This is a genomic window from Hujiaoplasma nucleasis, assembly GCF_013745115.1.
GTDB classification, from domain to species: Bacteria; Bacillota_I; Bacilli_A; order Izemoplasmatales; family Hujiaoplasmataceae; genus Hujiaoplasma; species Hujiaoplasma nucleasis.
On sequence record NZ_CP051151.1, the window covers coordinates 1,036,926 to 1,061,648 of the forward strand.

At 30.9% G+C, this 24,723-nt stretch carries 15 protein-coding genes, 2 tRNA genes, 2 rRNA genes and 1 pseudogene; 5 read left to right on the plus strand and 15 right to left on the minus strand.

Annotation, left to right across the window (positions count from 1 at the left end):
• Positions 1–164: 164 nt before the first annotated feature.
• A complete protein-coding gene (locus HF295_RS04855) occupies positions 165–2,204 on the minus strand; it encodes an efflux RND transporter permease subunit (RefSeq protein ID WP_312031059.1) in 2,040 nt (679 codons plus the stop codon).
• A 131-nt stretch (positions 2,205–2,335) separates the two neighbouring features.
• Between HF295_RS04855 and HF295_RS04860 the strand changes: the two genes are divergently transcribed.
• Positions 2,336–2,932, plus strand: coding sequence for a TetR/AcrR family transcriptional regulator (locus HF295_RS04860; protein ID WP_312031060.1), 597 nt, complete (start codon positions 2,336–2,338; stop codon positions 2,930–2,932).
• Here HF295_RS04860 and HF295_RS04865 read toward each other — a convergent pair.
• The 6 genes and pseudogenes from HF295_RS04865 to HF295_RS04890 all read right to left on the minus strand — a co-directional run bounded on the left by HF295_RS04865 (position 2,929) and on the right by HF295_RS04890 (position 9,932).
• A complete protein-coding gene (locus HF295_RS04865; protein ID WP_312031061.1) occupies positions 2,929–3,651 on the minus strand; it encodes a YaaA family protein in 723 nt (240 codons plus the stop codon). The genes HF295_RS04860 and HF295_RS04865 overlap by 4 nt on opposite strands.
• A gap of 41 nt (positions 3,652–3,692) precedes the next feature.
• Positions 3,693–5,654: an LTA synthase family protein gene (locus HF295_RS04870; RefSeq protein WP_312031062.1), complete on the minus strand. Its 1,962-nt coding sequence runs from the start codon at positions 5,652–5,654 to the stop codon at positions 3,693–3,695.
• A gap of 107 nt (positions 5,655–5,761) precedes the next feature.
• Complete coding sequence (locus HF295_RS04875) at positions 5,762–6,835, minus strand: HD-GYP domain-containing protein (protein WP_312032605.1); 1,074 nt, start codon at positions 6,833–6,835, stop codon at positions 5,762–5,764.
• Positions 6,798–8,240: a cache domain-containing protein gene (locus tag HF295_RS04880; RefSeq protein WP_312031063.1), complete on the minus strand. Its 1,443-nt coding sequence runs from the start codon at positions 8,238–8,240 to the stop codon at positions 6,798–6,800. The genes HF295_RS04875 and HF295_RS04880 overlap by 38 nt, the downstream gene beginning before the upstream one ends.
• 203 nt (positions 8,241–8,443) lie before the next feature.
• Positions 8,444–9,226 carry a lysophospholipid acyltransferase family protein gene (locus HF295_RS04885; RefSeq protein WP_312031064.1) on the minus strand — a complete coding sequence of 261 codons (783 nt, stop codon included), beginning with the start codon at positions 9,224–9,226 and terminating at the stop codon, positions 8,444–8,446.
• A gap of 88 nt (positions 9,227–9,314) precedes the next feature.
• Positions 9,315–9,932 (minus strand): annotated as a pseudogene (locus HF295_RS04890) (GGDEF domain-containing protein).
• Positions 9,933–10,175: 243 nt separating this feature from the next.
• Here HF295_RS04890 and HF295_RS04895 point away from each other — a divergent pair.
• From HF295_RS04895 to HF295_RS04910, 4 genes are all read left to right on the plus strand, one after another.
• The gene (locus tag HF295_RS04895) at positions 10,176–10,673 is read left to right on the plus strand and encodes a PH domain-containing protein (protein ID WP_312031065.1); all 498 of its coding nucleotides are present in this window, start codon (positions 10,176–10,178) and stop codon (positions 10,671–10,673) included.
• On the plus strand, positions 10,663–12,171 hold the full coding sequence (locus tag HF295_RS04900) for a PH domain-containing protein (RefSeq protein ID WP_312032606.1): 1,509 nt from the start codon (positions 10,663–10,665) through the stop codon (positions 12,169–12,171). Before HF295_RS04895 ends, HF295_RS04900 begins: the two co-directional genes overlap by 11 nt.
• 187 nt (positions 12,172–12,358) lie before the next feature.
• Complete coding sequence (locus tag HF295_RS04905; RefSeq protein ID WP_312031066.1) at positions 12,359–12,880, plus strand: LytTR family DNA-binding domain-containing protein; 522 nt, start codon at positions 12,359–12,361, stop codon at positions 12,878–12,880.
• A gap of 11 nt (positions 12,881–12,891) precedes the next feature.
• Positions 12,892–14,955, plus strand: a complete 2,064-nt coding sequence (locus HF295_RS04910) for a beta-propeller domain-containing protein (protein ID WP_312031067.1) — start codon at positions 12,892–12,894, stop codon at positions 14,953–14,955.
• A gap of 98 nt (positions 14,956–15,053) precedes the next feature.
• On the opposite strand, the gene HF295_RS04915 is transcribed toward HF295_RS04910, so the two are convergent.
• The 8 genes from HF295_RS04915 to HF295_RS04950 all read right to left on the minus strand — a co-directional run bounded on the left by HF295_RS04915 (position 15,054) and on the right by HF295_RS04950 (position 24,641).
• Positions 15,054–17,048: a PAS domain S-box protein gene (locus HF295_RS04915; protein ID WP_312031068.1), complete on the minus strand. Its 1,995-nt coding sequence runs from the start codon at positions 17,046–17,048 to the stop codon at positions 15,054–15,056.
• A gap of 292 nt (positions 17,049–17,340) precedes the next feature.
• Complete coding sequence (locus HF295_RS04920) at positions 17,341–17,841, minus strand: hypothetical protein (protein WP_312031069.1); 501 nt, start codon at positions 17,839–17,841, stop codon at positions 17,341–17,343.
• Positions 17,842–18,222: 381 nt separating this feature from the next.
• Positions 18,223–19,887, minus strand: coding sequence for a hypothetical protein (locus tag HF295_RS04925; protein WP_312031070.1), 1,665 nt, complete (start codon positions 19,885–19,887; stop codon positions 18,223–18,225).
• 284 nt (positions 19,888–20,171) lie between these two features.
• On the minus strand, positions 20,172–21,350 hold the full coding sequence (locus tag HF295_RS04930) for an ATP-binding protein (protein WP_312031071.1): 1,179 nt from the start codon (positions 21,348–21,350) through the stop codon (positions 20,172–20,174).
• 127 nt (positions 21,351–21,477) lie between these two features.
• Positions 21,478–21,553: transfer RNA gene (locus tag HF295_RS04935), tRNA-Glu, on the minus strand.
• A gap of 7 nt (positions 21,554–21,560) precedes the next feature.
• A tRNA-Asn gene (locus HF295_RS04940) sits at positions 21,561–21,637 on the minus strand.
• A 16-nt stretch (positions 21,638–21,653) separates the two neighbouring features.
• Positions 21,654–21,763: ribosomal RNA gene (rrf, locus tag HF295_RS04945) — 5S ribosomal RNA — on the minus strand.
• A gap of 33 nt (positions 21,764–21,796) precedes the next feature.
• Positions 21,797–24,641, minus strand: a 23S ribosomal RNA gene (locus HF295_RS04950).
• Between the last annotated feature and the right edge of the window lie 82 nt (positions 24,642–24,723).

Below are 24,723 nucleotides of genomic sequence, written 5' to 3' on the forward strand. Positions count from 1 at the left end.
AATTTAAAAAACTCACCGCCATTAATGAACTGATGAGTTTTTTACTATTCAATGAAAATTCAATGATATCAAGATTGAGTCTATCTATAATAACTTCTTGATAGAAAAAAATTATCTTAATGCGCTTTAATCTTCCTTCAACTTAGCTTAAGTAATAATTATTTTCAGCCTTTATTAGTATTTATAATGATTGAATCTAAAAGATATAATAAAATTGGCAAAAACAATAGAACAAAGCCTAAACTTAATAAGGCTCCCCTACCAATTAATAAACCAATATCACTAACTACCTCAATATGAGAAAACAACATTTCGGTAAAACCTGCAGATGCTAAAACAATACCTGAAATCATGATTGGAATACTTGTTTTTCTTAAAGCCATAGCCATTGATTCACCTTTGTTCATATTTTGTCTATTTTCCATATATCGACTTGCATAAAGAACTGCATAATCAATCGTGGCGCCTAACTGTAAGGACATGACCACCAAATATCCAATGTATATAACCTGACGATCATTCATAACCAACAGGGACATATTAAACCATATAGCGGCTTCTATAACCAATATCAGTATAAAAGGTATCCATAACTTTCTAAATATTAGGAATAATACTATACCAATTAAAATAACACTGACCAACATGACAATAGGTGTATCAGCTAAAACAGTATCTTTGATTTCACCTGTAGAAGAAATCAAACCTAAAATATAATACTCATCATAATTTAAATCAACTTGCTTGTTAACATAATCATTAAAAACAAACATTGAATCATTCTCTTCTAAAATATCCGTCCACAAAGTTATCCTTGTAAAAGAATTTTGAACATACTGATATTTTATAGGCTCAGGTATCATATTTTCAGGAGTCATAGGATCAATCACTGTATATAAAGCGTCAATTTTTTCTACATGATCATTTTCACTTAAAGCCGCAATTAATGCTAGCTCTTGTTCCTTGCTTGAATCCTTAAGCAATATAGTAAGACTTTGATACTCAGGAAAATATTCTCTAATTTCATTCTTATCTTTACTTACCAAAGATTCTTGTCCTGCATAAGAACTTGAGCCATATAAAAAATCTGTTTTTGATTGAAAAATTAAACCAAAACTTAGAAGTACAAGAAACAAAAAAAGAAAAATATATCTAAATCTAATTAAATACTTACTAAATCCACCCAAATGAAACATCAAATGTCTATGTCTAAAGCGATCTATTAAAGAATTAAAAACTACAATGATGGCAGGCAAAATAATAATGACTGATAAGTAACTTAAGAAAATACCCTTCGATAACACCAAACCTATATCCAAGCCAATTCTATATCTCATCATCAATAAAGCTAAAAATCCAACCATGGTTGTGACAGCTGAAGCTGTTATGACTGGTAATGATTTCTTAAATGCCTTATTCACAGCCTCTAAAACTTCATATCCTTCGTCTCTTAGTTCATAATACCTATGGATAAAAAACAATGAATAATCCAATGAAATAGCCAGTTGCAAGGCAGAAGCAATCGTTAAAGTAATGAATGATATATTTGGCAATAAAGCATTGGTTCCTAGATTTACAATAACTCCTATCCCCAAAACAAACAAAACAATCAAAGGCTCTAACCAAGACTTAGAAGCAAAGAGAAGAATGACAAAACAAATAGGTAATATAATCAAAATAATTTTATAGACCTCTGCTTGAGCAATACTTCTTGACTCAATATTATTTAAAGCTTCTCCTCTCATATAAATGTCTTCATCTACCAATAATTGTCTAATTTCTATAATCGAGTCTTCCACATCTAAGTGATAAGCATCTTCAATAAAAACTAATGTCATTAAAGCATTATCTCCTTGATAAAAATTATTCTTAATCAAGGGGTCTATATCTTCATGATTTACTATATCCCCATAATTATCTAACCATACAACATCCAACACCCCTTCAACAGAAAGAACATCTTCTTTAATCTCATAAGCTTCACCAATAGATACATCTTTAATCATCAACTCAATGCTTGCATGGTTACCAAAAGTATCCTCAAGAACCAATAAGCCTTTTCTTGTTTCAGAATCTTTAGGTAAATATTCAGTCATATCATAATTGGTTTTTATTTGAAATGATAAAATCACAGATACAATTAAAATGACAAAGGTCAAGACCAAAATATACCATCTTGCATTATTCTTAATTAAAATTTTCAATTTAAACACCTCTTTTAAATATAAATTTAAAATATCTATTTAAATCATATATTTAAAAGCTTATAATAACAATATAAACCACGATTGAAACGTGATTTTAAAAGCAATTTAAAATAGAATTGGAGGATATCATGCAAAAAAACTTAGATATTAAAGAGAAAATAACCCAACAAGCAAAATATTTGCTTAAAACCCAAGGAGCTTTCACAATCAAAGAAATTGCTGATGCATGTTTTATTAATATAGCGGCTGTTAATTATCATTTTGGTTCTAAAGAAAATTTATTAAATATTGTTTTACAAGAAATTATAGATGAACTAAAATCACTCCTTACACATGCTATTGACGACTTACCAAAAGATTCAAACAATGAAAACACCATGGAATTTATATTAAATCTAACTTACTCTTTCGCTATTGAGAACATAGGCATCATCAACTACTTATTCTTGCAAAATGAATATCAAGGAGAAAATTCTCACATTCTAATCAAAGAATTCTTTAGTGATTCACCTTTTACTAGAGACATCTATAAAAAAATAGCTGAATCGACAAATACTCAAGATATTGAAACTTTAAGAGTGAAATATCTAGTCTTATTTTCAAGTTTCGCAATCCCTCTATTTATTCAAATTTTAGGAACCAAAAATAAAACGGATATATTATCTCTAAAAACACCAAGTTTTAGAAAAAAATATATCCATGAGTTAATTAAAATTCTTTATTAATTTTTAATATAAACGAAATTTTGATCTTTAGAATATTCGATAGAATAATGATAGCCATCAATGGTAATTGTTTTTATCGTCTCAATATCTTTAATTTGCCTTTTAATCATTTCATTTAAGAACTGACCTCTCGCTTTTTTGGCGTAATAAGAAAGGCTCCTTAATTTTCCATCATCTTTTCTCTGATAAAACTCAATATTAATCATTTTATCTTTATGATTTTTTATCATTTTAGAAAACTCATTCGAGGCTAAATTGATAATCCATTCTTGATCATTAAAATATTGTTCAATGGTCTTTTGCCAAAATTTATATAAATTAATATTATTAGGTTTCATGGTCATATCTAAGCGATATGGCCATATTTTTATATTCGGAGATAAAAGCCCATACATAGCTGATAAGATAAGCAAATTATTGTTCATATAATCCATTTGATTTTGATTGTAAGTCGATAATTCTAATTGTTCAAAAACTAGTCCAGAATACAAAGAAATAGACGTATACCGAGGATTATTTTCCCTAAAATTATGATACATTTGGTAAACTTCATCTGTTAGTTTTGAACTGGTTTTCATTATTTTTTTGATTTCTAATTTATTTAAATTTTTAAGTATTGATAACAATTGTAAAGACTTATCCCTATCAATTAATTTATCTTGACCATGACTTAGTCCACTTTCATTTTGCGTTTTGCTAGGAGAAATTATAATTTTCATAAGTATCCTTTCTAAGAATAAAGCGATATCTAAGATATCGCTTAATCTAAATCTAATTGATCTTGAAGCCAGAAATAATCAATCTCCAATATGGACTCATTGATTAATTGCCTATATAAGTACTCACCATATAAGGCTTCAGCGTCTGCTAAAGTAATTTCTGAAGTTTCATCATATATGATATATTCTTCATTTTCAGAATCAAAGAAAAAATCATCTGTTAAAATACTACCATTTGAAAAATATACAGCCCTTCTTTGATTGCTAAAAATATCTTTCCCAAAAATTAATTCATATTCTACTTCTAAATCAAATAAATTAGCCAGTGTTGGCATAATATCGATAGAAGCAAAAACTTGGTCAAACTCTTTATAATATAAGTCAGAATGATAAATCATCATCGGAACCCTTTGAAATCTTAAGTCACCTAAAATAGAAGATTCATCAGATTTTGATTCATCATACAAAGCGATTTCTTCACGATCAATTCCATAAGCATAATGGTCCCCAAATAACATAATCACAGTATCTTCTAAAAGACCTTGGTTTTCTAGAGTATCCATTAAATAACCCACTGCTAGGTCTAGTTCATAATTAGCTGCGTGATAGTATAAGAACTCATTATTCTCTGGTAACTGCATTTCTTCTTGTTCAAAAATATCCTTAATAATATCTAAATTCTTTTTAGCAATAGGATTGCTAGAGTCATAATCTAAGTGTCCCGAAACAGTTAGAATATATGAAAAGAACGGTTGAGGTTTCTCTAATAAAATATCTAATGATTTTTCCATTAACTCTAAATCACTTTGCCATATGTGATTAGTAATAACACCTTTAGGTTCCGGCAACATACCGAAATCAACAGCCCCATAATATTCATCATATCCTAAGGTTTTAGGATGGAATACAGACCTTGGATAAAAATAATCAGTATAATTATGGAATGAATATGTTCCATAAGATCTGCCACTTTCTAAAACTTTATTAGAAAAAATCCTAGGCAATGTGTAAGGAAAATAATTGTCTTGATAAGCTTCCATGGTTAAAGGTGAATTTCTACTGGTATAAAAGCCCGTTTGAGACATAAATTCAGTATCTGCAGTATTCCGATAATATAAAGGCGAATAGAAATTAGTGAAATTCCAACTGTTCTGTTGCATAGCATATATATTCGGTGTTAAAGCAGGGTCAATAGCAAAAGTATCAAATGACTCAGCCATTATTAAAATTAAATTCTTACCTTCAAAATAACCTTCATAGAATGGATTTTCAATACGATCTATTCTTTCTTCTCCATAAGAATGTATTTCTTCATAGATGGATAATTCATCTGGTTCTTCTTTAAATTTATTCATTATATCTCTTTGGAAATAAGTTATCATACCAAATTTATTGATGGTTTGGTAAGCACTTGGAACTTTATCATAAAAATCATAATCAGCATATATATATTCAGATTTACTATAGTTCTCAGGTTTTTTAGGTAGTGTATGAACCACAGTTGTAAATAAAAGCACCGCTACAACCAATACTTGTAAAAATTCAAATGTTGATTCATAAAAGAAATATTTTTTAGGGATTTCAACTTTCTTATACTTTATAGCAAAATAAGTAACCAAAGCAATGGGTACTAAATACATGATATGAACATAAGTTAAATTCTTAAATATCCTCGATGTAAAAGCAGTCGCTTTATGGGCATCTCCAGCGATATCAAAAGAGAAGAAAGAACTTAAAATTCGGTAATATATATCTTGAGAAAAATATAAAAGAGTAATTAAAATAATAGAGACTAATATAAAAGTCTTAAATATCTTTCTTGGTAAAAGTCTTACAAAAAGAAAAGCAAAAAAACTATAAGATGCCGTAAAAGCTATCACCTGAAATATATATTCACTTTTTAAACTTGTCACAGATAATTTAATGGTCATTTCTAAATATGCTAAAAAAATAAAAATCATCAAATAAAGGACAATTGAACATTTACGTTTTGTTTTTTTCATACAACACCCCTTGACTTATCATATTATACCAAAAAGCAAGTGAAAATTCATCTAAAAAAATAGAAGATATTGAAAATAATACTTATAAAGAATGAGTTAGCAAAAAGCTAACTCATGTCACTATCAAAATCAAATCCTAAAACTTCTTCTACAAAAATTCTAGCAATCAAAGGATCAAACTGAGAACCCGAACACCTTATTATTTCTCTAACAGCATCTTCTTGACTCATAGCTTTTCGATAGACACGATCTGAAGTCATTGCTTCATAAGCATCCGCTATAGCTATTATTCTAGAAAACAAAGGTATTTCTTCTTTTGATAATCCTCTTGGGTAACCTAGACCATTCCAATGTTCATGGTGTGTTAAGGCATATTCTGCTAAATTTGAGTACTTATCTGCAGCACGTAATATATTATAGCCATTTTCAGTATGTGTTTTAATGATTTCATAATCCTCTTTACTTAAAAAGCTTTTTTTATGCAAAATATGATCAGGAATTGAAATTTTACCTATGTCATGAAATAAACCTGCAATTTCTAATTCATTCAAATCATCAGTTTTAATATTCAGTTTTTGGCCAATAAGTCGGCAATAATGACTCACTCTGTCCGAATGAATTTTTTCTTCTTCAAATTTGTCAGTCAAAGTTTTTAAAATGGCTTTAATTGAGTTGTTTCTAATTGATTTACCTTCTGTCAACTTATTACGATACATTTGATTTTCAGCATTTTTCATTATCTCTTCAAAAGTTCTTACTTCATCAAGCTTAACTTCGTAGCCGACAGCTACAGATAATGGTATATTTTCGACAAACACCTGAGATAATTTTCTACCAATATTATCTTTAATCTTATCTAAGATAAGAACTTGAGTGTTCTTAAAAATAATCGCAAATTCATCGCCGCCTATTCGACAAACAATATCCTCTTTTTGTGTTTCTTCATTTAGAACTCTAGCAACCTCTTTTAAAGCTATATCACCTTTATCATGACCATAAGCATCATTTAGGATTTTCAATCCATTCAAATCGACCATCATAAGACCCAAAGGATAATAATTAGGGTGATCAAACTTCATAAAGGCTTCAACAAAATATCGGCGATTATAAATACCTGTTAAAAAATCATGAATACTTATGTACTCAATTTCTTTTTGTTTTTTGCATGGGTTCAGTAATATCTCTAGTGATTCCTACAGCACCAACAATATTTTTCGATTCATCAAAAATTGGCGAAATAGAAGATTCAAAAAATAAACTTAAGCCATCAATTTGATATTCCCAATCATAAACTCTATGTTTACCTTTTAATGCATCTTCGTAAATTTTATCTCTTTCTATACTTTTTTCACCAAATATTTCTACAACTGTCTTACCAAGAAAATCGCTTGCCTTCAACTGTAACAAATTTAAACCTCTACCAAAGATAGAAACATACCTTCTATCTTTATCTATCTCAAAAATAATATCTGTGGCAGACTCCATTAAGAGTCTAACCCTTTGGTTTTCTATAGATAGTTGGTGTTGAGCATCTTGTTTTTCTTGAAAAAACAAGTCTGTAGCTTCCAAAACCTTATTCAAGGCATTTCTAATATGGTCATAATCATCTTTATGTAATTTAGGCAGGCGATAGTCTATTGTTTTTGAAACATCGATTTGATCTATATCTCTTAACAATAAATCTAATGGCTTTCTAACCCTAAAATTATATATCAATAATACAATAACCGCTATAACTAACATAATAAGACCTAAAAAGACAAACATCCGAGATATAAAAATCAAACTTAAAGCAAATTCACTTTGAGGTAAGAAAACCAATAATTGGTAATTATTCGACTCAATTTCACCAACACTTAATACACCTTGTTCATCGCTAATATAAAAATCTTCATATGTACCTTGATCACGAACTGCTAGTAAATTCTCTTCAAAATTACTAACATCTTTTAACTCAATGATAGCTAAATCCATTCCTGGATATGCTAATAAGTGATTGTTAGAATCTAATAATATTGCGTACCCATTATCTCCTATTTCTTTTTCGGAAACAAAGGCAGCTATTGTTCTAATATCTATATCTACTGCCAAAACCCCAATTAAAGTATTTTGGTCATAGATTGCCTTAGCCGCTGTTACAATAACCCTATCCTTTGATGCATTGACAAAAGCTGGCGTAAAAATGGTGCCTTCCGAAGCAATGGCTGAACTATACCAAATTCTAGTCCTTAAATCAAAATCTGGCCCTGGAACAAAACCCGATGAATTAACCATAGATTTATCTGTCTTACCCAAGTAGATAGATGCTATGGATTCATATTTTTGATCTATAGTAACTAATAAATCTAATAATTCACCATCATTCGTATCTAGACTTAAATAAGATTCAAGGGTTTTAATGATCGTATCAATCTCAATAAATTCTTCATTTATTTCTTTGCAAGTATTTTCAAGTTCAACAAGCAAAACTTCTTTTTGCTTTTCTTCCACCAATTGATAAGACATAAAAAAGAAATATGAAAGGGTCGCAAAAGAAATAATGAGATAGATACTAGCCAATATCATTGGTTTTTTGATAAACTTCATAAATTTCTCCCTAACACAAAAATGTAGTTTTTTGATAAGATAATCATATCATTAAAAAAATAAAAATACAATTTATTAGGGGTTTAACATAGAAAAAACCCTATTAATTCAAGTATATAAGAATAAAAACTAAGAAATAATTTTTATTAATTGAAAAAAAGCAGATGCTTTTTACTGCATCCACTTTTCAAGAAAATCATCAATCAGTTATTATAATTATTAATATGATCCATGACTACTTTTGCTATTTCTATAGTAGACATATCTTTATAATCTTCATAAGGGATCGCTTTTAATATCGTTACTTTTCTTTTAGTTCTCTTAAAAGGGAAATTATCCCTAACCCTATCAAGCCCATCAATTCTAATAGGCAAAATATTTGCTTGAGATTTTAAAGCCAACTTAAAAGAACCTGCTTTCATTTTACTTACCGTTTCATCTTCCCTATATTTTACACTACCTTCAGGAAACACAATTAAGGCCATACCACTCTTTATCGTATCAATAGCAAAAGTCAAAGACTTCGCTGTATGTCTAATGTTCTTTCTATCAATAAAAAATGCCCTATAAGACCTTAAATATAAACTGATAAAAGGCAATCTAGAAATAGACAATTTTGGAGAAAATGTAATCGGCCTATTAAAAACCTGTAAGATTGGAAAGGCATCTGAATAAGATTTATGATTCGCGTAGACTACCAAAGGAACATCTTTTGGTATATTATCTTGACCCTTGTATTCTATATCTAAACCAAATATAAATTTATTAAGAAAAAAAGAAATGCTCCTTAATAAATAAGTTTTATATGGATGTGTCGGCTTTAGTATTAAGACAATAGGTATATGTAGATAATAAACCAACATCACTGATAAAAAACCCAATGGATAAGTTACTATCATCCATAAGGGAATAAACCAAATACTTACAAAATAAGATAAGCTTATTGTATAAAATAAATAAGTGATAAAAAAAATAGTTGTCGCCATAAATACCTCTTATTTATCTATTTTAACATAAGATAAATCAATATCCTTCAATCTTGATTGAAGAAAGAAAAAATAATGGTTTTATCCATTATTTATCACTCTTTATTTTATTTTTATGGATATACATCAATTCATCAGCTTCTTTAAGTAAATTAGTTAAATCAAATTCTTGGTTTATTTCACTCTCTTTAAAAGCAACAAGCCCATAAGCCAAAGAAGCAATTTCAGAGTGATCTTTAAACTTTTGATCAATATTCTCCATATAATTCATATATTCTTGATAACTACACTTATTGAATAAAATTAAAAACTTATCTCCGCCAAGTCTAAATATCGTTCCTTGCTCTTTAAGGATATTTTGGGTATCTTTAACAAAGCTACTTAATAATCAATCACCAGTATCATGACCAAACTGGTCATTAATAGCTTTAAAATGATTAAAATCGATTAAAACAAGGCCCATACTATTATCGGATTGAGAAGGCAAAACATTTTCTCTCATATAATTATAAAAATATCTTCTATTGTAAGAACCAGTCAAAGAATCTTCAATGGAAATTTTCTTTAATAATTGATTAAATTTCTTTAATTCTATATTTTGTTTTTCAATAATTCTTTGTGGATTTAATAACTCACTGTTTAGCTTTGATATCTCTATATAGGCTTTTTCATCATGTTTTAAGATATCTTTTTTAAGAGCTCGCATTTCATTAACTTGCTGGCTATTAATTTTTATAATTTTCTTTAGTAATTCATAAATAATTCATATAAAATTTCATATTATGGAAAAAAGCCAACTTAAGAGACAAATAGTCATTATTGCACAAAATTAAAATAGTATATAAAATAGACGAGATTTTCAAAAATAGTATCCTAATCTAAATATGCTTGTGATATAATATCATTACTAATAATGAAAGGTAAATACTAGAAAAGTATAAGGTTTTCCATGGAAAAAAAATTAGCAGAGAATATTAATAAGTTCCATCTAGTCACACGTGCTATTGGCTCTAGCATCTTTTATATCGGCTTCATAGTACTCATATTTTTGCCAATGAATCTTTTTGGAGAAGATATCTTTAAAACACTAGCACTCATATTATTAGGTTTTATTGTTATTATTTTACTGATCTTCAATTTCGTCATAACTCGATTTATTTATAAACTATATGGCTATGAGATCAATGAGAATTATCTTCTTATAAAGAAGGGTGTTTTATTTAGAAAAAATTCTTTCATTCCTATAAAAAGAATACAACATTTAGATAAATTTCAAGGTCCAATTCAAAGTCTATTTAAGATTACAACTCTTATTATATATACAGCTGGATCAAATGATTTTATTATGGGCATTCCAGAAGATGAAATAGACTTAGTTATTCAACAAATCAGAGAAAACCTTCAAGTTTATTTAGATTCTAAAGAGGTCATCATTGATGAATCCTAAATATCATATTGCCAAGAGAAAGTATATATATGATGTCCTTAAATCCATTTTTACTTCCTTTATAATATCTAGTTTTTCAATTGGTCTTCTCTATGAAAAAGCCGAGGAAGAACTTTTAGAACTAAGTACGAGTCAATCACTTGTCATAACAACTATATTTATAAGCACACTTATTGTTCAACTTATCCTATATTGGCTTATTTTAAGAAAGTATATTTTTTCTGACCAAGATCAATCTTTCTTAATTGAAAAAGGGCTATTTTTTAAAAGAAAAGTTAATATTCCATATAAAAACATTCATACTATCTCTATAAAGAGAAGGTTTAGGGATTTAATATTAGGCCTTTCTACCCTTCAATTTGATACTGGCACTACCACTACTATCGCTCCTGAAGGAAATATTGTTGTGGATAAGGCTTATGCACCTGTCTTAAAAAAGTTTATCGAAGAAAAAAGAAACAATAAAAATACTTCGCTACCATCACCAGTTGACTTTAAGCAAGATGAAGAAGAAAATCTAGAATATTTATATGAAGCTAAATGGACAAAACTATTATTAATGGGTCTTTTAAAACAAGGCTTCTTATTGGTTGCTTTACTTATAAGTGTCATTCTTTTTGGACTTGTGATGACAATTACGAAATTTGATCCAGAAATCAATCAAAGGAAACTTTTGATAATCTTAATCATCATATATTTCATAATTCTTATCTTGATTCTTATAATATTAATGCTTTATTATTTGTTTAAATTCTATCATTATCGATTAAATATTGAAGGTGATAGCATTAGCTATCGTTATGGTTTGTTCAATAAAGTAGAATTTAAACTAAGTAAAAAAAGAATTAATGCTATTCATATCAACCAATCTATTCTTTTTAGGTTCTTTGGTTATTATGAGCTTAGTGTTTCCGCATTAGGTATCGGTGATAATTTCGGTAATTCAGAAAATAAAATTGAAAGTAAATCACTCTTACTTATGGTGAAAAAGCATACAATGAATGAATTAATCAGTTTTTTAGACTATCCAGCTTTAGATGACTTCCAATTATTAAAACCTAAAAAATTTAGATTGCTTAATTTTATATATTTACCTATATTATTCTTATTAATCATCAACATACCAATCTATATTTTTCTTTCATTTCCTATCATTGATTTTATGGTTCCAGTAATCATGAATATTCTTTTGTCGGTTCTTTATATTATTGGTTTATTCTTATGGATGAATAACCATATTATTGGAAAAAATAAGAATACTTACTTTCTTCAAAAAGGAGCTTTCACTTTGAAAAAAACAATGATAAAAAAGACTAGAATCCAGATGATAACTTACCAACAAAATCCTCTACTTCTAATTGAAAGCATTGGAAATATTAGAATCTCATATAAGGCTTTAGGCGCAAACATTTGTATGAGAAATTTTGAATCAAGTGACTATTTATTACTGAAAGAATCTTTACTTACTGAGAAGATATCATACAAAACGGACCAATAATGTCCGTTTTTTTTATCCTTATTCTTCTTTTTTAATTCAAGACCAAATCAGTTATATCGATGTATAAATTATTTTATTTTTTTAATAATCATGTAACTTGGTGTAAAATATATGTAGGATACCTTACAGATATTTAAATATAGAAAATGAAGTGCTAGACTATTAGTGACTTCAAAAGGAGCGTCTCATGTTTAAATTGAAAGTCAAAGATAATAAACACCAAAACATCAAAGAGCAATTGAAGTTAAAAGAATCACCAAACTATTCTTACGTTATTACAGACGATAAGAATCTTGTGGAAGAAGACAAAATCAATATAGTCTTTAACCACAATCACATCCTTGAAATGAATAAAGTATTAGATTTACTTGTCAAGGGTCAAGATCTTTATATCAATGGTTACAATCAATTTGGTGAAAAAAGAGTTGAATGCCGAAATATCCATTACATTATTTCCCAACAAGATGATGTTTTTGCAGTTCTATCTCAAACTAAACTCATTGTAAAAATGAAGCTCTATGAGTTAGAGGAACTATTATTGGACAAACAATTTATACGTGTCAGTAAATATTGCTTAGTTAACATTGGAAAAATCAACTACATTCGCTCTCTTTTAAATTCTAAACTAGAATTACAAATGGACAATGGTGATCTTTGTGAAGTCAATCGCTATTATTTAAAAGAGTTTAAGGAAGCCCTTAAACTATAAGGAGGTATCTTATGTCAATTATCTTTGAAAATCTATATTTATTTATTGCTGGAATCTTATCCCTTACTTTTCTAATTCTTATGATGGTCAAAGTCGTAAGAGAATTTTACTTTAACAAATTATTAAAAGAAAAACATAGTCAAATGCGTATATCTGGTGTTAATCGTTCTTTTTCCAAAAGAATGGGTCTTTTAACCACCACAGCTTTTGCGCCAATCTTGATCTTTGTATTGATTGTGGCTCTTAGTGTAAATCCACCAAGCATTCCAAGTGGTAATTTACAAGAAATTCGTAGTTCTAATGATATTTTAGAAATTTATAATGAGTATCAAGAACTCACAGGTTCTTTCTATGAAAATCGTGATGATATCTTTCTTGAAGATGCTGCTGCAGAAAGTCCTGAAAACGAACAAGGTTCTGATGATTACTCTGAAACCAATGTACAAGTTCAAGGGGTTGATGAAATGGATAATGTCATCACTGATGGCAAATATATCTATCAAATGCGAAACAACCAAGTATTAATTACCCTTGCATATACCTTTTCTCAAGAATCAAATGTTCTTTCAAACTATAAAATCATTGAATATATTGATGAAGAAACATCTTGCCCTAGTGGTATGTATGTGACAGGTCTTTATGTAGATGATAATTATTTAGTTGTGGTTGGGTCTGAATATCAATATTACTGTAATCCTATTAAAAATGGTGAGGATTCTACACTAGATGTCTACTACTATGATTACTGGTATGGCTACAACAATAATGTCAAAATCTATGTATATGACAAAAATGATGATTTTGCTTTAACCGGTGAATATGATTTGTCAGGTAATCTTATCGGAACTCGTAAAATTGATGATAAAATCTATGTTGTAACCAATTCTTGGCTACCTTTGAATAATGAAGATATAGTCATTGATGATTACTTACCAACTTATTCTATCAATGAAGAATCAAATGTTGCAAAATATGAAGATATTTCTTATGTTAAAGGTATCGCTCCTAATTCATTCACAAGTTTTTTTGCTATAGATTTAGCTAATGAAAGTATTGATTTGGAAGTAGTATTAGGTGATAGTGGCTATAATTTATATGTCTCTCACAACAATATTTATTTAGTAGGAAATATATATTATTATCCAGCTGAAGACCAAGATGAGTCTACCGAGACTATAAATTATTATCAACCTAAAACGGCTATTCAAAAAATTTCAATCAATGATGCAAATCTTGAATACTCTAACACTGGTATCGTTCCAGGTTACACTTTAAATCAATTCTCAATGGATGAATCAGATGGTTACTTAAGAATCGCCACAACCACTGGTTGGTGGGGTGAAGATATTAACAATCGTCTATTTATTCTTGACGAAAACCTTGATGAAGTTTCAAGACTTGAAAATCTTGGTAAACCAAGAGAAACTATTCGAAGTGTACGTTTTGTTGGTGACTATGGATACATCGTAACCTTTGAACAAACAGATCCTTTCTATGTCATTAACTTAAGCGATCCTGAAAACCCTCTTATAGAAGGCGAACTAGAAATTCCTGGATTCAGCACTTACTTGCAAACCCTTAACAATCAATTTATGTTAGGGATTGGTTTCGGAGATTCAAATGGTGGAACTAATGGATTAAAGATATCCATTTATGATATATCTGATAAGACAAATCCTCAAGTATTCGATGAAGTTATATTTGATTACGCAGACTTTGGATGGGGTTGGTCTTCTGCAACTTACAATCATAAAGATTTACTTGTCTCTTTATCTAAAGGTATTATTGCTTTACCATTCTCAACTTATGATTGGAGTCAAGAATCAGGTTATGTTTATAATAGTGGTATCTTAGTATATCACTTTGATGAAATCAATGGACTAAGTAAATCTGGTTTTATAACCCATGATCAAAACTCTGATGAAGAAGTATATGTCTACAAAATTAAATTTATTGACCAATACTTCTATACCATTTCATCTCAGTATATAAAGGCTTCTTTAATTAGCCAACCAGAAACCATATTGAATTCAGTGACATTACCATCTTATGAAAATCCTATCTACCAAGATTAACATATAATCCCCTTTACCATACACAAAAAAACATACCCATTAAATTAAATGTGGTATGTTTTTTTGTATTATTTTATTGAAATCAATGAATGTAGAAATTATTTATATTTTTTCTTATTTTCATACATATTAGAATCAGCCAACTTAATTCCTTCATAGATATCTAAATCAGTTTTTTCCACATATACATAACCATAAGCCAATGATAATGGACATTCCTCACTATATGTTTGACTAATATCTCGGATGATATTCTTATGAATTTCTTCTAATAAAACTTTATTCTTCGAATGAACGAAAACTAAAAATTCATCTCCACCTATTCTAAAAAAATAATCACTGTCTATATTTTTTCTAATTATTTCAGCTGCTTTTTTAATGATATAATCACCTTTAGAATGACCATAGTTGTCATTTACACTTTTTAGATCATTAATATCCATAGATATAATACCTAAGGGATAAAAAGATGCATCTATGATTTCATTAACAACTTTTTCTAAGTAATATCGATTATAAAAATCAGTGAGATAATCATGATAACTTAAATACTCAATCTTCTTCTTATTTTCTAGTTCTTTAGTAACATCTCTAAAAACAATAACTATGCCTGTTACTTGGTTTTCATCATCAAAAATAGGCGCAACTGAATCATCTATTTGCATGTATGAAGAAAATTTTGTATTAAGGGTGATGTCATGAATTTCTAAGGGTTTTTTCTCTTTAACAACCTTACTAATGATATCTTCTAACTTAGTAAAATGCTTATTTCTATAAATATCAAAAATAGAACTTAGTGGTTTCCCTAAAGCTTCCTTTTGCTTAAAACCAATTAATTTTTCAGCTGCCTTATTTATATTAGTAATCACTCCTAAGATATCAGTCACTATGATACCATCCCCAACTGACATAAGAGTTGCTTCATAATGTTTTTTTTGATTGATTAAATCTTTTTTTATTTGAACTTCACTAGTAATATCTCGACCAGATACATAAAAAAATTCACCATAGGGAATTGCTTTCCATTCAATATAATGGTATTGACCATCTATAGAACGGTATCTATTGATATAATCAGCTATTTCCTTTTTTTTATGGATAACATTATCAATAATTGACTTAGTCATTTTTATATCATCTTCATGAAGAAATTCAATAATTGGTCTGCTTTTTAATTCTTCAATAGAATATCCTAATAAATCTACCCAAGATTGGTTTATCCTATAGAAAAAACCTTTTGAATCAACGATGGCTAGTAAATCTAAAGAAACTTCAAAAAATACATCTAATTCTTTTACTTGAGCTTGTAATTGTTGGTTTATACTAACATAGTCTGAGATATCTCTAGCTATACCTGCATAGCCTATAATTATTCCGTTTTCAAAGATTGGTGATGCACTCGTTTGATAATATCTCCATGGTCCATCAAGGTGTTTTAAACGGAATTTTGTAAGTTCTTGATGTTGACTAGAATTTTTTATATTAGAAAAAAAGTCTTCAAGCATATGGATATCTTCAGGATGAACAAAGGCTTTAAAAGAATGATTTAAAACTTGATGAAGTGGATGTTTTAAATTTTTAGTCCAAGCTGGAGACAAGTAGGTAAAATTCCCTTGTAAGTCCATTCTATAAATAATATCTTTGGTATTTTCAATGATTTGCTTTAGAAAAATTTCGTTATACTTATACTTTAATTGCAATTCTTTATTATCATTTATATCAATGTGAGTTCCAATAGCAATCATTGGTTGCCCATTACTTGACCATTCAACTACCTTACCACTATCTAAAATCCACACCCAAGAACCATTTTTGTGTTTCATTCTTACTTCTACCGAATAAAAATCAGTTTCATGATTAATCAGCTTATTTAAGGCATCTTCTGATATTTTTAGATCTTCGGGATGAACTAAATTAATCCAAGTATCAATAGTAAACGGTTCTAGTTCATCTTTACTATAACCAATAATTTCAAGCCACCTTTGATTAACCATAATATCTCTGCTTTGAATGTTCCATACCCAAGAACCTGCATTCATAGCATCGACCATAATATTTAATTGTTCTGAACTATGAATATATTCTCTCCACATATAGACACCACCATACTTATTTTATGACTAAAAGCAAACAAAATTCAATTATATTATACGCCTAAGCACATTTTACTGCAATATGCATGGATATTTTTGTCTAATATTTATTGTATAAACTCTATTAAGTAATTATGTGAACTCCATTTTCTCAAGTACTTTTTCTGCTTTATAAAACATATTGTATCGGTGGTAGTCTATTTAATAAAGAAAAAAGCATCAGATCATTAATCTAATGCTAGTCTTTTAGTTTTTTATTAGCTACTTTTTTTTATAATTATTACAACTTTTCTTAATTATTTAGCGCATTGATGATTGCTGCTTCAAGAGTATCTTGTTGAGAGGCAGTCAGTTCATTTGATGTTCTAATGACTAATGTTCCTAAGGCAACATGTGATCCACTAGCAAATATGGTTCCATCAAAGGCACTTAAATAGTCATTTCTTTTTTTAGCATCTTCTGCATTGGCATAGACTTCTATACTTCCGCCACCATCAGTTCCTGCTTCTAATGCGCTTGTTTCAGTATTACCTTCTACAAGATCATATAAGAAAAATAAAGCTCCCGTATAAGAACCATCTTTACCAAGATTCCCATTTGGATCATTTTCTTCAGTCACAATTTCAATCAAACTAATATGGTCTATTGATGAAATCGCATTGCGGACATCTTCTATTGCCGGATTATTAATAAGCGATTTTTCTGTTCCATCATCAGTACATCCCATAATAAGGCTTGATAACATTGTTAACAATAATAAATAAAAAATATTTTTCTTTAAAACATAAGCCATAATTTTTTCCTCTTTATCTTTCTATAATATAAGTCTTTTGGTCAATTGAATATTCAATTCTATATCAAAGCTATAAAATGATTATAATATAAGTCTATCAATCTAACAATAGAAATTTTCATCGCCAATAAAAAAACCTCCAAAGTATTGGACAATAACTAATCTACTCATAATCATTAAGATTACTTTCTTTTTTTTAGTGTCTACTTAAGAGGTATCATATCAATTTATTTTGGGTCTACTTTTGAGGGTTTGTTTCAAGATTGCTAATTTTATGTTTATAAGCAGGTGAGTCTTATGTGATAAGAATCTTGAAAGCATATCTAAAATAAAACTATATAATAATTAATTAATATTCAAAATGGAAGAATTATTTAAAAATTATTCATATTTTGCTTTTATATATTGTTCCCAATCATTTACGATCTCTTCCCAAGTTTTATTTGTTAAATCAGTGATAATAGATCTATTAGAAAAAGCGAGTTTGTAAGTTTCTTCACCATAAGTTTCAATAAAGTAATTATTTAAAGAAATATATAAAAATGTATGTTTAAATGGTCTATCCTTCTGAAAAACGTCATCGTATGATTCTGATAAATAGACATACATATCATAGAGTTCATTTCGGTCTTTCTCAAAATCAATTTCTCTATCATATATTTCTCCAAACATAGTAACCGCATTTTCCGGCTTATTAATTGAACCATTAAGTATTCTTGCATCTAAAATCAAATACTCATAATACTTTTTTTGATAATAAAAATCTTCTGAATAAAAACAAGCTACACCTTCTCTTAGCCATTCATCATTTCTTGTATCATAATCCATATAAGCATATGTAATATAGTGGATATATTCATGGCTAAAACTGCGTACTGATCTTAGAAATATATGGCCACCCCTATTATAATAACTATTATCAACCTCTTCTATATATATTTTTAAGTCTTTATATTCTACTGTACTATCCTTTAAAATATTATCTATTCTTGTCATTTCATTTTCAAATAGAATTATATTTTCTTTTAAACTCTTGTATGACTCAAACATAAAATCACCAAACAAACGTGTCTCAGTTCGACTACCATATGATTCATGCAAGAACCATGTTGCACGACTGGTATACCACTTTACATGATAATTTAAAGGATTTCTGTCAAAAAATATTGGATACTCATTCATAGCGATTTCATAAGCAAAACCATTGGTTCTTATATACCTATTAAGTCTTACATTATATTCGCTTTCAAATTGATTATAATCACTGATATTTAAAAGTTCATCAAAACTTTTAATCCCTTCATTTTCAATGATATATCTAGCAAAATGCTGAGCGAAATCTTCCACATTTTCTAACAAATAACCAGAAGTATATGATTCATCTAATGTGGGAAAAGTCAAATCCATTAAATCTTCTCTCTCTTCCATTAGAAAATATGAAATCACACTTTTATCTGTACGATTTTCTTCTTCAATATAGCTTAAATCAACAGATATATAAGAAGCTAAACCATAAATCAGTCCATAATTTGCACTTGTTGAATAAAGGCCTAATAATGTATGAAAAACAGTATCAAATGAATTAATATGATCAATATTTAAATATACATGATTATTATAAGAATTTAAATAATTAATATTATCTATAGATACATTATAAGTAATTTCCTTATCTTCTGTAATACCTCTAATTAATAAATAATCAACGATGACTTCAATATTATCTATGACATCTTCTTTAACAATATTGTCCTCTTCATCGAAAATATAAACAGCATTCATATCTTTTGATAACTCAATCAACTCAGAATCTATACAGGATCCATTTACTATTTCTTCATCATCAAGACATTCGATATCAAGATATTCAGTTGATGGATATTCAGTAAAAGGATAATCAGTATTAGGGGTTTCAGTTGATGGATATTCAGTTAAAGGAAGGTCGGTATCAAGATTTTCAGTTAATGGATATCTATCATTACATGATGTTAGTAAGAAAATACTAATTAATATTATTAAAAAAAATTTGATTTTGGATATCAGCATAAAAATCACTCCATTTTAAACTTACACCAACATTATACAAGACGTAAAGAGAAAAATAAACTCAATCACCTATATTAACAAAAAAAGTTAGCAATTAAGCTAACTAATAAATTTAAGCTGGTGACACGTACAGGATTCGAACCTTTGAATGCATGCGTGAAAGGCATGCAATATAATATAGAATAAATGCCAAATATAGGCTAAATATCGCTATGGCATTAAATTTGACCCCTATTTTAACCCCATAGATTTTTGATAAAAACCTTTCTTAACCAAATTATATACTATTCTAAAAGAAAGTCTTCGATATTCTTATGTATGATGCCACTTTGTGAAAAATCTATTTTATCCATAGACAATACATATTTTTCAAAGTTGTCTTTTATATGCTCATATACGCCAAATTCTCTGTTTCTGGTTTTATCAGTTTCTAATAAGTAACTCACTTGGTAATATTTGATATTTTTTCCTTTTTTTGCAACAAAATCAATTTCTTGTTCATTAACTTTTCCGATGTAAACTGTGTATCCTCTTCGTAAGAGTTCAACGTATACCATATTTTCTAATATCATTTCGATGACTTTTTCATTATTTCCGACGATGGCTTCTCTGATTCCATGATCGGCTATGTAATATTTTTCTTCAGTTTTAAGTACTAATTTACCCATTAAATCATTTCTTCTTACTTTATAAATTAAAAAGGCATTTCTAATAACTTTTAAATAATTTAATATAGTATCCACTGAAACAGAAATTCTTTGGGACTTAAAATATTTAGATATAGAAAGTGCTGAAAAGGTTTTACCTGTATTATTAAAAACATATTCTATTAACTTTTCTAAAACAGTTGAATTTCTTATCTTGTTTCTATGAATAACATCTTGTAATACAGCTGAATTAAATGAGTCTCTTAGAACGTTCATTGATATTTCATAATCATAATCAAAAGCTGCAATCGAAGGCATACCACCATATGTAATATAATCGTTTAAACTTGCATTAGGTTTAAGTTGTCTAAACTCCTTAAAGGAAAAAGGATGAACTAAGATTTCAATATATCTTCCAGCTAAATAAGTTGATAAATCTGATGATAATAAATCTGCATTAGAGCCTGTAACATATATATCAAACTGATCCATTGTGTGAAAACCATTCACTGCTTTCTCCCAATCTTTAACCCTTCCAACTTCATCAAGAAAGACATACAAGTTTCCTTGCTTGCCTTCACTCCAAGAGATAACTCTATCAGATAAATCTTTGTAATCTTGTATATCAAAATGCTCTGGTAATTCAAAATTTAATTTTAGTATATGTTCTTTCTTAACATTGCTTTCCAATAACTCATTAATAAATAAATCCAATAAAACTGATTTACCAACCCTACGTAAACCAGTTAATATTTTAATGATCGGTTTATCTTTATAATTATTTAATATATTAAGATATCTAATTCTTTTTATCATCATACCACCTCTATTTAGATTATAATCGAAACAAATAGAAAAATCAATAAAAATTTAGATTATAATCGAAATTAATGTCGTCAAAAATAAAAAAAGTTAGCATTATTGCTAACTTATATGTTTATGCTGGTGACCCGTACGGGATTCGAACCCGTGAATGCATGCGTGAAAGGCATGTGAGTTAACCGTTTCTCCAACGGGCCATATTAATGGCGCCCCAACTAGGACTTGAACCTAGGACCCCATGATTAACAGTCATGTGCTCTGACCAACTGAGCTATTGAGGCAAAGGTTAGAAAGATAGCCTGGCAACGACCTAGTCTTGCGCAAGATGCACTACATTCGGCGCTGAAACGCTTAACTACTGTGTTCGGGATGGGAACAGGTGTGTCCGTTTCGCTAAAGTCACCAGACCTTCTTTCAAAACTGAATAAATTGTATTATGCAAAGTTAAGTCCTCGATCTATTAGTACTAGTCAGCTAAACATATCACTATGCGTACACCTCTAGCCTATCAACCTCATCATCTATAAGGGATCTTACTTTTCAAAAAATGGGAAATCTAATCTTAAGGGGGGCTTCACGCTTAGATGCTTTCAGCGTTTATCCCTGCCACTCTTAGCTACCCAGCTATAGCCTTGGCAGACTAACTGGTGCACCATTGGAGTGTCCATTCCGGTCCTCTCGTACTAGGAACAGCTCCTTTCAAATTTCCAACGCCCGCGACAGATAGGGACCGAACTGTCTCACGACGTTCTGAACCCAGCTCACGTACCACTTTAATGGGCGAACAGCCCAACCCTTGGAACCTACTCCAGCTCCAGGATGTGATGAGCCGACATCGAGGTGCCAAACAGCTTCGTCGATGTGTACTCTTGGAAGCTATCAGCCTGTTATCCCCAGGGTAACTTTTATCCGTTGATTGACATCCCTTCCATACGGGATTGCCAGTTCACTATGACCGACTTTCGTCTCTGCTCGACATGTACGTCTCGCAGTCAAGCTCGTTTCTGCCATTACACTCTTCGAATGATTCCCGACCATTCTGAACGAACCTTTGTGCGCCTCCGTTACTCTTTGGGAGGCGACCGCCCCAGTCAAACTGTCCATCAGACACTGTCCCCCAGATTACACATCTGCAGGTTAGATATCCAATAACCAAAGGGTGGTATTCCAACGGCGACTCCATCGAAACTAGCGTCCCGACTTCTTCGTCTCCCACCTATCCTCTACATTGGTTACCGAATATCAATATCAAATTACAGTAAAGCTCCATGGGGTCTTTCCGTCTAGTCGCGGGTAACCTGCATCTTCACAGGTACTAAAATTTCACCGAGTCCCTTGTTGAGACAGTACCCAAGTCATTACACCATTCGTGCGGGACAGAACTTACCTGTCAAGGAATTTCGCTACCTTAGGACCGTTATAGTTACGGCCGCCGTTCACTGGGGCTTCAATTCAGACCTTTGCTTACGCTAAGTCTTCCTTTTAACCTTCCAGCACTGGGCAGGTGTCAGCTCCTATACTTCATCTTGCGATTTAGCAGAAACCTGTGTTTTTGGTAAACAGTTGCTTGGGCCGCTTCTCTGCGGCTTTAATTTCTTAAAGCTCCCCTTCTCGCGAACTTACGGGGTCATTTTGCCGAGTTCCTTAACAAGGGTTATCTCGCGCGTCGTTAGATTCTCTCCTCGTCCACCTGTGTCGGTTTGCGGTACAGGTACTTATTGAATTAGCGATAGAAACTTTTCTTGGAAGCATAGATTCATCTGACTTGCGTCATCAGTGATCAGGATATCTGTGCGGCGGATTTGCCTACCACACTCCCTCTCAGCCTTAAACCAACATCCTCTCGCTGGCTCAGATTATCTTTCTCCGTCATTCCTTCTCTCCAATAAGTAGTACAGGAATATCAACCTGTTATCCATCAGCTACGCTTTTCAGCCTCACCTTAGGACCTGACTAACCCAGGGCGGACGAACCTTCCCCTGGAAACCTTGGACTTTTGACGGATGGGATTCTCACCCATCTTTTCGTTACTCATACCGGCATTCTCACTTCTAAACGCTCCACCACTCCTCACGGTATAGCTTCGATGCATTTAGAACGCTCACCTACCAACCCACACTTTATGTGCGTGTTCCGCAGTTTCGGTATTATGCTTAGCCCCGGTACATCTTCGGCGCAGATCTATTCGACTAGTGAGCTGTTACGCACTCTTTAAAGGATGGCTGCTTCTAAGCCAACCTCCTAGCTGTCTATACGAATCCACTTCCTTTCCCACTTAGCATAAATTTCGGGACCTTAACTGGCGGTCTGGGCTGTTTCCCTCTCGACTATGGACCTTATCACCCACAGTCTAACTGCCAAGCATATATATCGGTATTCAGAGTTTGATTGCATTCAGTACCACGAGATGTGGCCATTATACATTCAGTGCTTTACCCCCGATACACTCTATCTTGACGCTAGCCCTAAAGCTATTTCGGAGAGAACCAGCTATCTCCAAGTTCGATTGGAATTTCTCCCTAGACACAGGTCATCCGGGCCCTTTTCAACGGACTACGGTTCGGTCCTCCATTGCGGGTTAACGCAACTTCAACCTGCCCATACCTAGCTCGCACGGTTTCGGGTCTATAACATCATACTCTCGCTCTTTTCAGACTCGCTTTCGCTATGGCTCCGTTTCTTCAACTTAACCTTGCATGCAATCGTAACTCGCCGGTCCGTTCTACAAAAAGTACGCCATCACCCATTAACGGGCTCTGACTGCTTGTAAGCGCACGGTTTCAGGTACTATTTCACTCCCCTCTCGGGGTGCTTTTCACCTTTCCCTCACGGTACTGGTTCACTATCGGTCACTAGGGAGTATTTAGCCTTGGGAGATGGTCCTCCGTTCTTCCGACAAGATTCCACGTGTCTCGCCGTACTCTTCTCTATCCCAAGTCCACACTATTTCGTCTACAGGAGTTTCACCTTCTTTGCTTCGCTTTTCCAATACACTTCGACTATAATATGGTTTTTTAACTCATTAGATAGATGGGCTCTTTCCGTTTCGCTCGCCGCTACTCAGGAAATCGAATTTTCTTTCTCTTCCTACAGGTAATGAGATGTTTCAGTTCCCTGCGTTCCTCACTCTTACGAGTGTGACAGTCTTCTACTGCCGGGTTCCCCCATTCGGATATCGACGGATCTCTGCTTACTTACAACTCCCCGTCGCTTTTCGTAGTTCGTCACGTCCTTCATCGGCTCCTAGTGCCAAGGCATTCACCTTATGCTCTTATTTCCTTAACTTTGCTACAATTTATTCACTTTTCAAAGATCTTTCTAAAATTTTTTTAAAAATTCGCGTCGCAAGGACTTTTTTTAAAGTCCG

What these genes read in the sequence shown, in the direction of transcription:
- HF295_RS04860 (WP_312031060.1), top strand. Translation starts at nt 2,336, where the DNA reads ATGCAAAAAAACTTAGATATTAAAGAGAAAATAACCCAACAAGCAAAA.
- HF295_RS04865 (WP_312031061.1), bottom strand. Translation starts at nt 3,651, where the DNA reads ATGAAAATTATAATTTCTCCTAGCAAAACGCAAAATGAAAGTGGACTA.
- HF295_RS04870 (WP_312031062.1), bottom strand. Translation starts at nt 5,654, where the DNA reads ATGAAAAAAACAAAACGTAAATGTTCAATTGTCCTTTATTTGATGATT.
- HF295_RS04880 (WP_312031063.1), bottom strand. Translation starts at nt 8,240, where the DNA reads ATGAAGTTTATCAAAAAACCAATGATATTGGCTAGTATCTATCTCATT.
- HF295_RS04885 (WP_312031064.1), bottom strand. Translation starts at nt 9,226, where the DNA reads ATGGCGACAACTATTTTTTTTATCACTTATTTATTTTATACAATAAGC.
- HF295_RS04895 (WP_312031065.1), top strand. Translation starts at nt 10,176, where the DNA reads ATGGAAAAAAAATTAGCAGAGAATATTAATAAGTTCCATCTAGTCACA.
- HF295_RS04900 (WP_312032606.1), top strand. Translation starts at nt 10,663, where the DNA reads ATGAATCCTAAATATCATATTGCCAAGAGAAAGTATATATATGATGTC.
- HF295_RS04905 (WP_312031066.1), top strand. Translation starts at nt 12,359, where the DNA reads ATGTTTAAATTGAAAGTCAAAGATAATAAACACCAAAACATCAAAGAG.
- HF295_RS04910 (WP_312031067.1), top strand. Translation starts at nt 12,892, where the DNA reads ATGTCAATTATCTTTGAAAATCTATATTTATTTATTGCTGGAATCTTA.
- HF295_RS04915 (WP_312031068.1), bottom strand. Translation starts at nt 17,048, where the DNA reads ATGTGGAGAGAATATATTCATAGTTCAGAACAATTAAATATTATGGTC.
- HF295_RS04920 (WP_312031069.1), bottom strand. Translation starts at nt 17,841, where the DNA reads ATGGCTTATGTTTTAAAGAAAAATATTTTTTATTTATTATTGTTAACA.
- HF295_RS04925 (WP_312031070.1), bottom strand. Translation starts at nt 19,887, where the DNA reads ATGCTGATATCCAAAATCAAATTTTTTTTAATAATATTAATTAGTATT.
- HF295_RS04930 (WP_312031071.1), bottom strand. Translation starts at nt 21,350, where the DNA reads ATGATAAAAAGAATTAGATATCTTAATATATTAAATAATTATAAAGAT.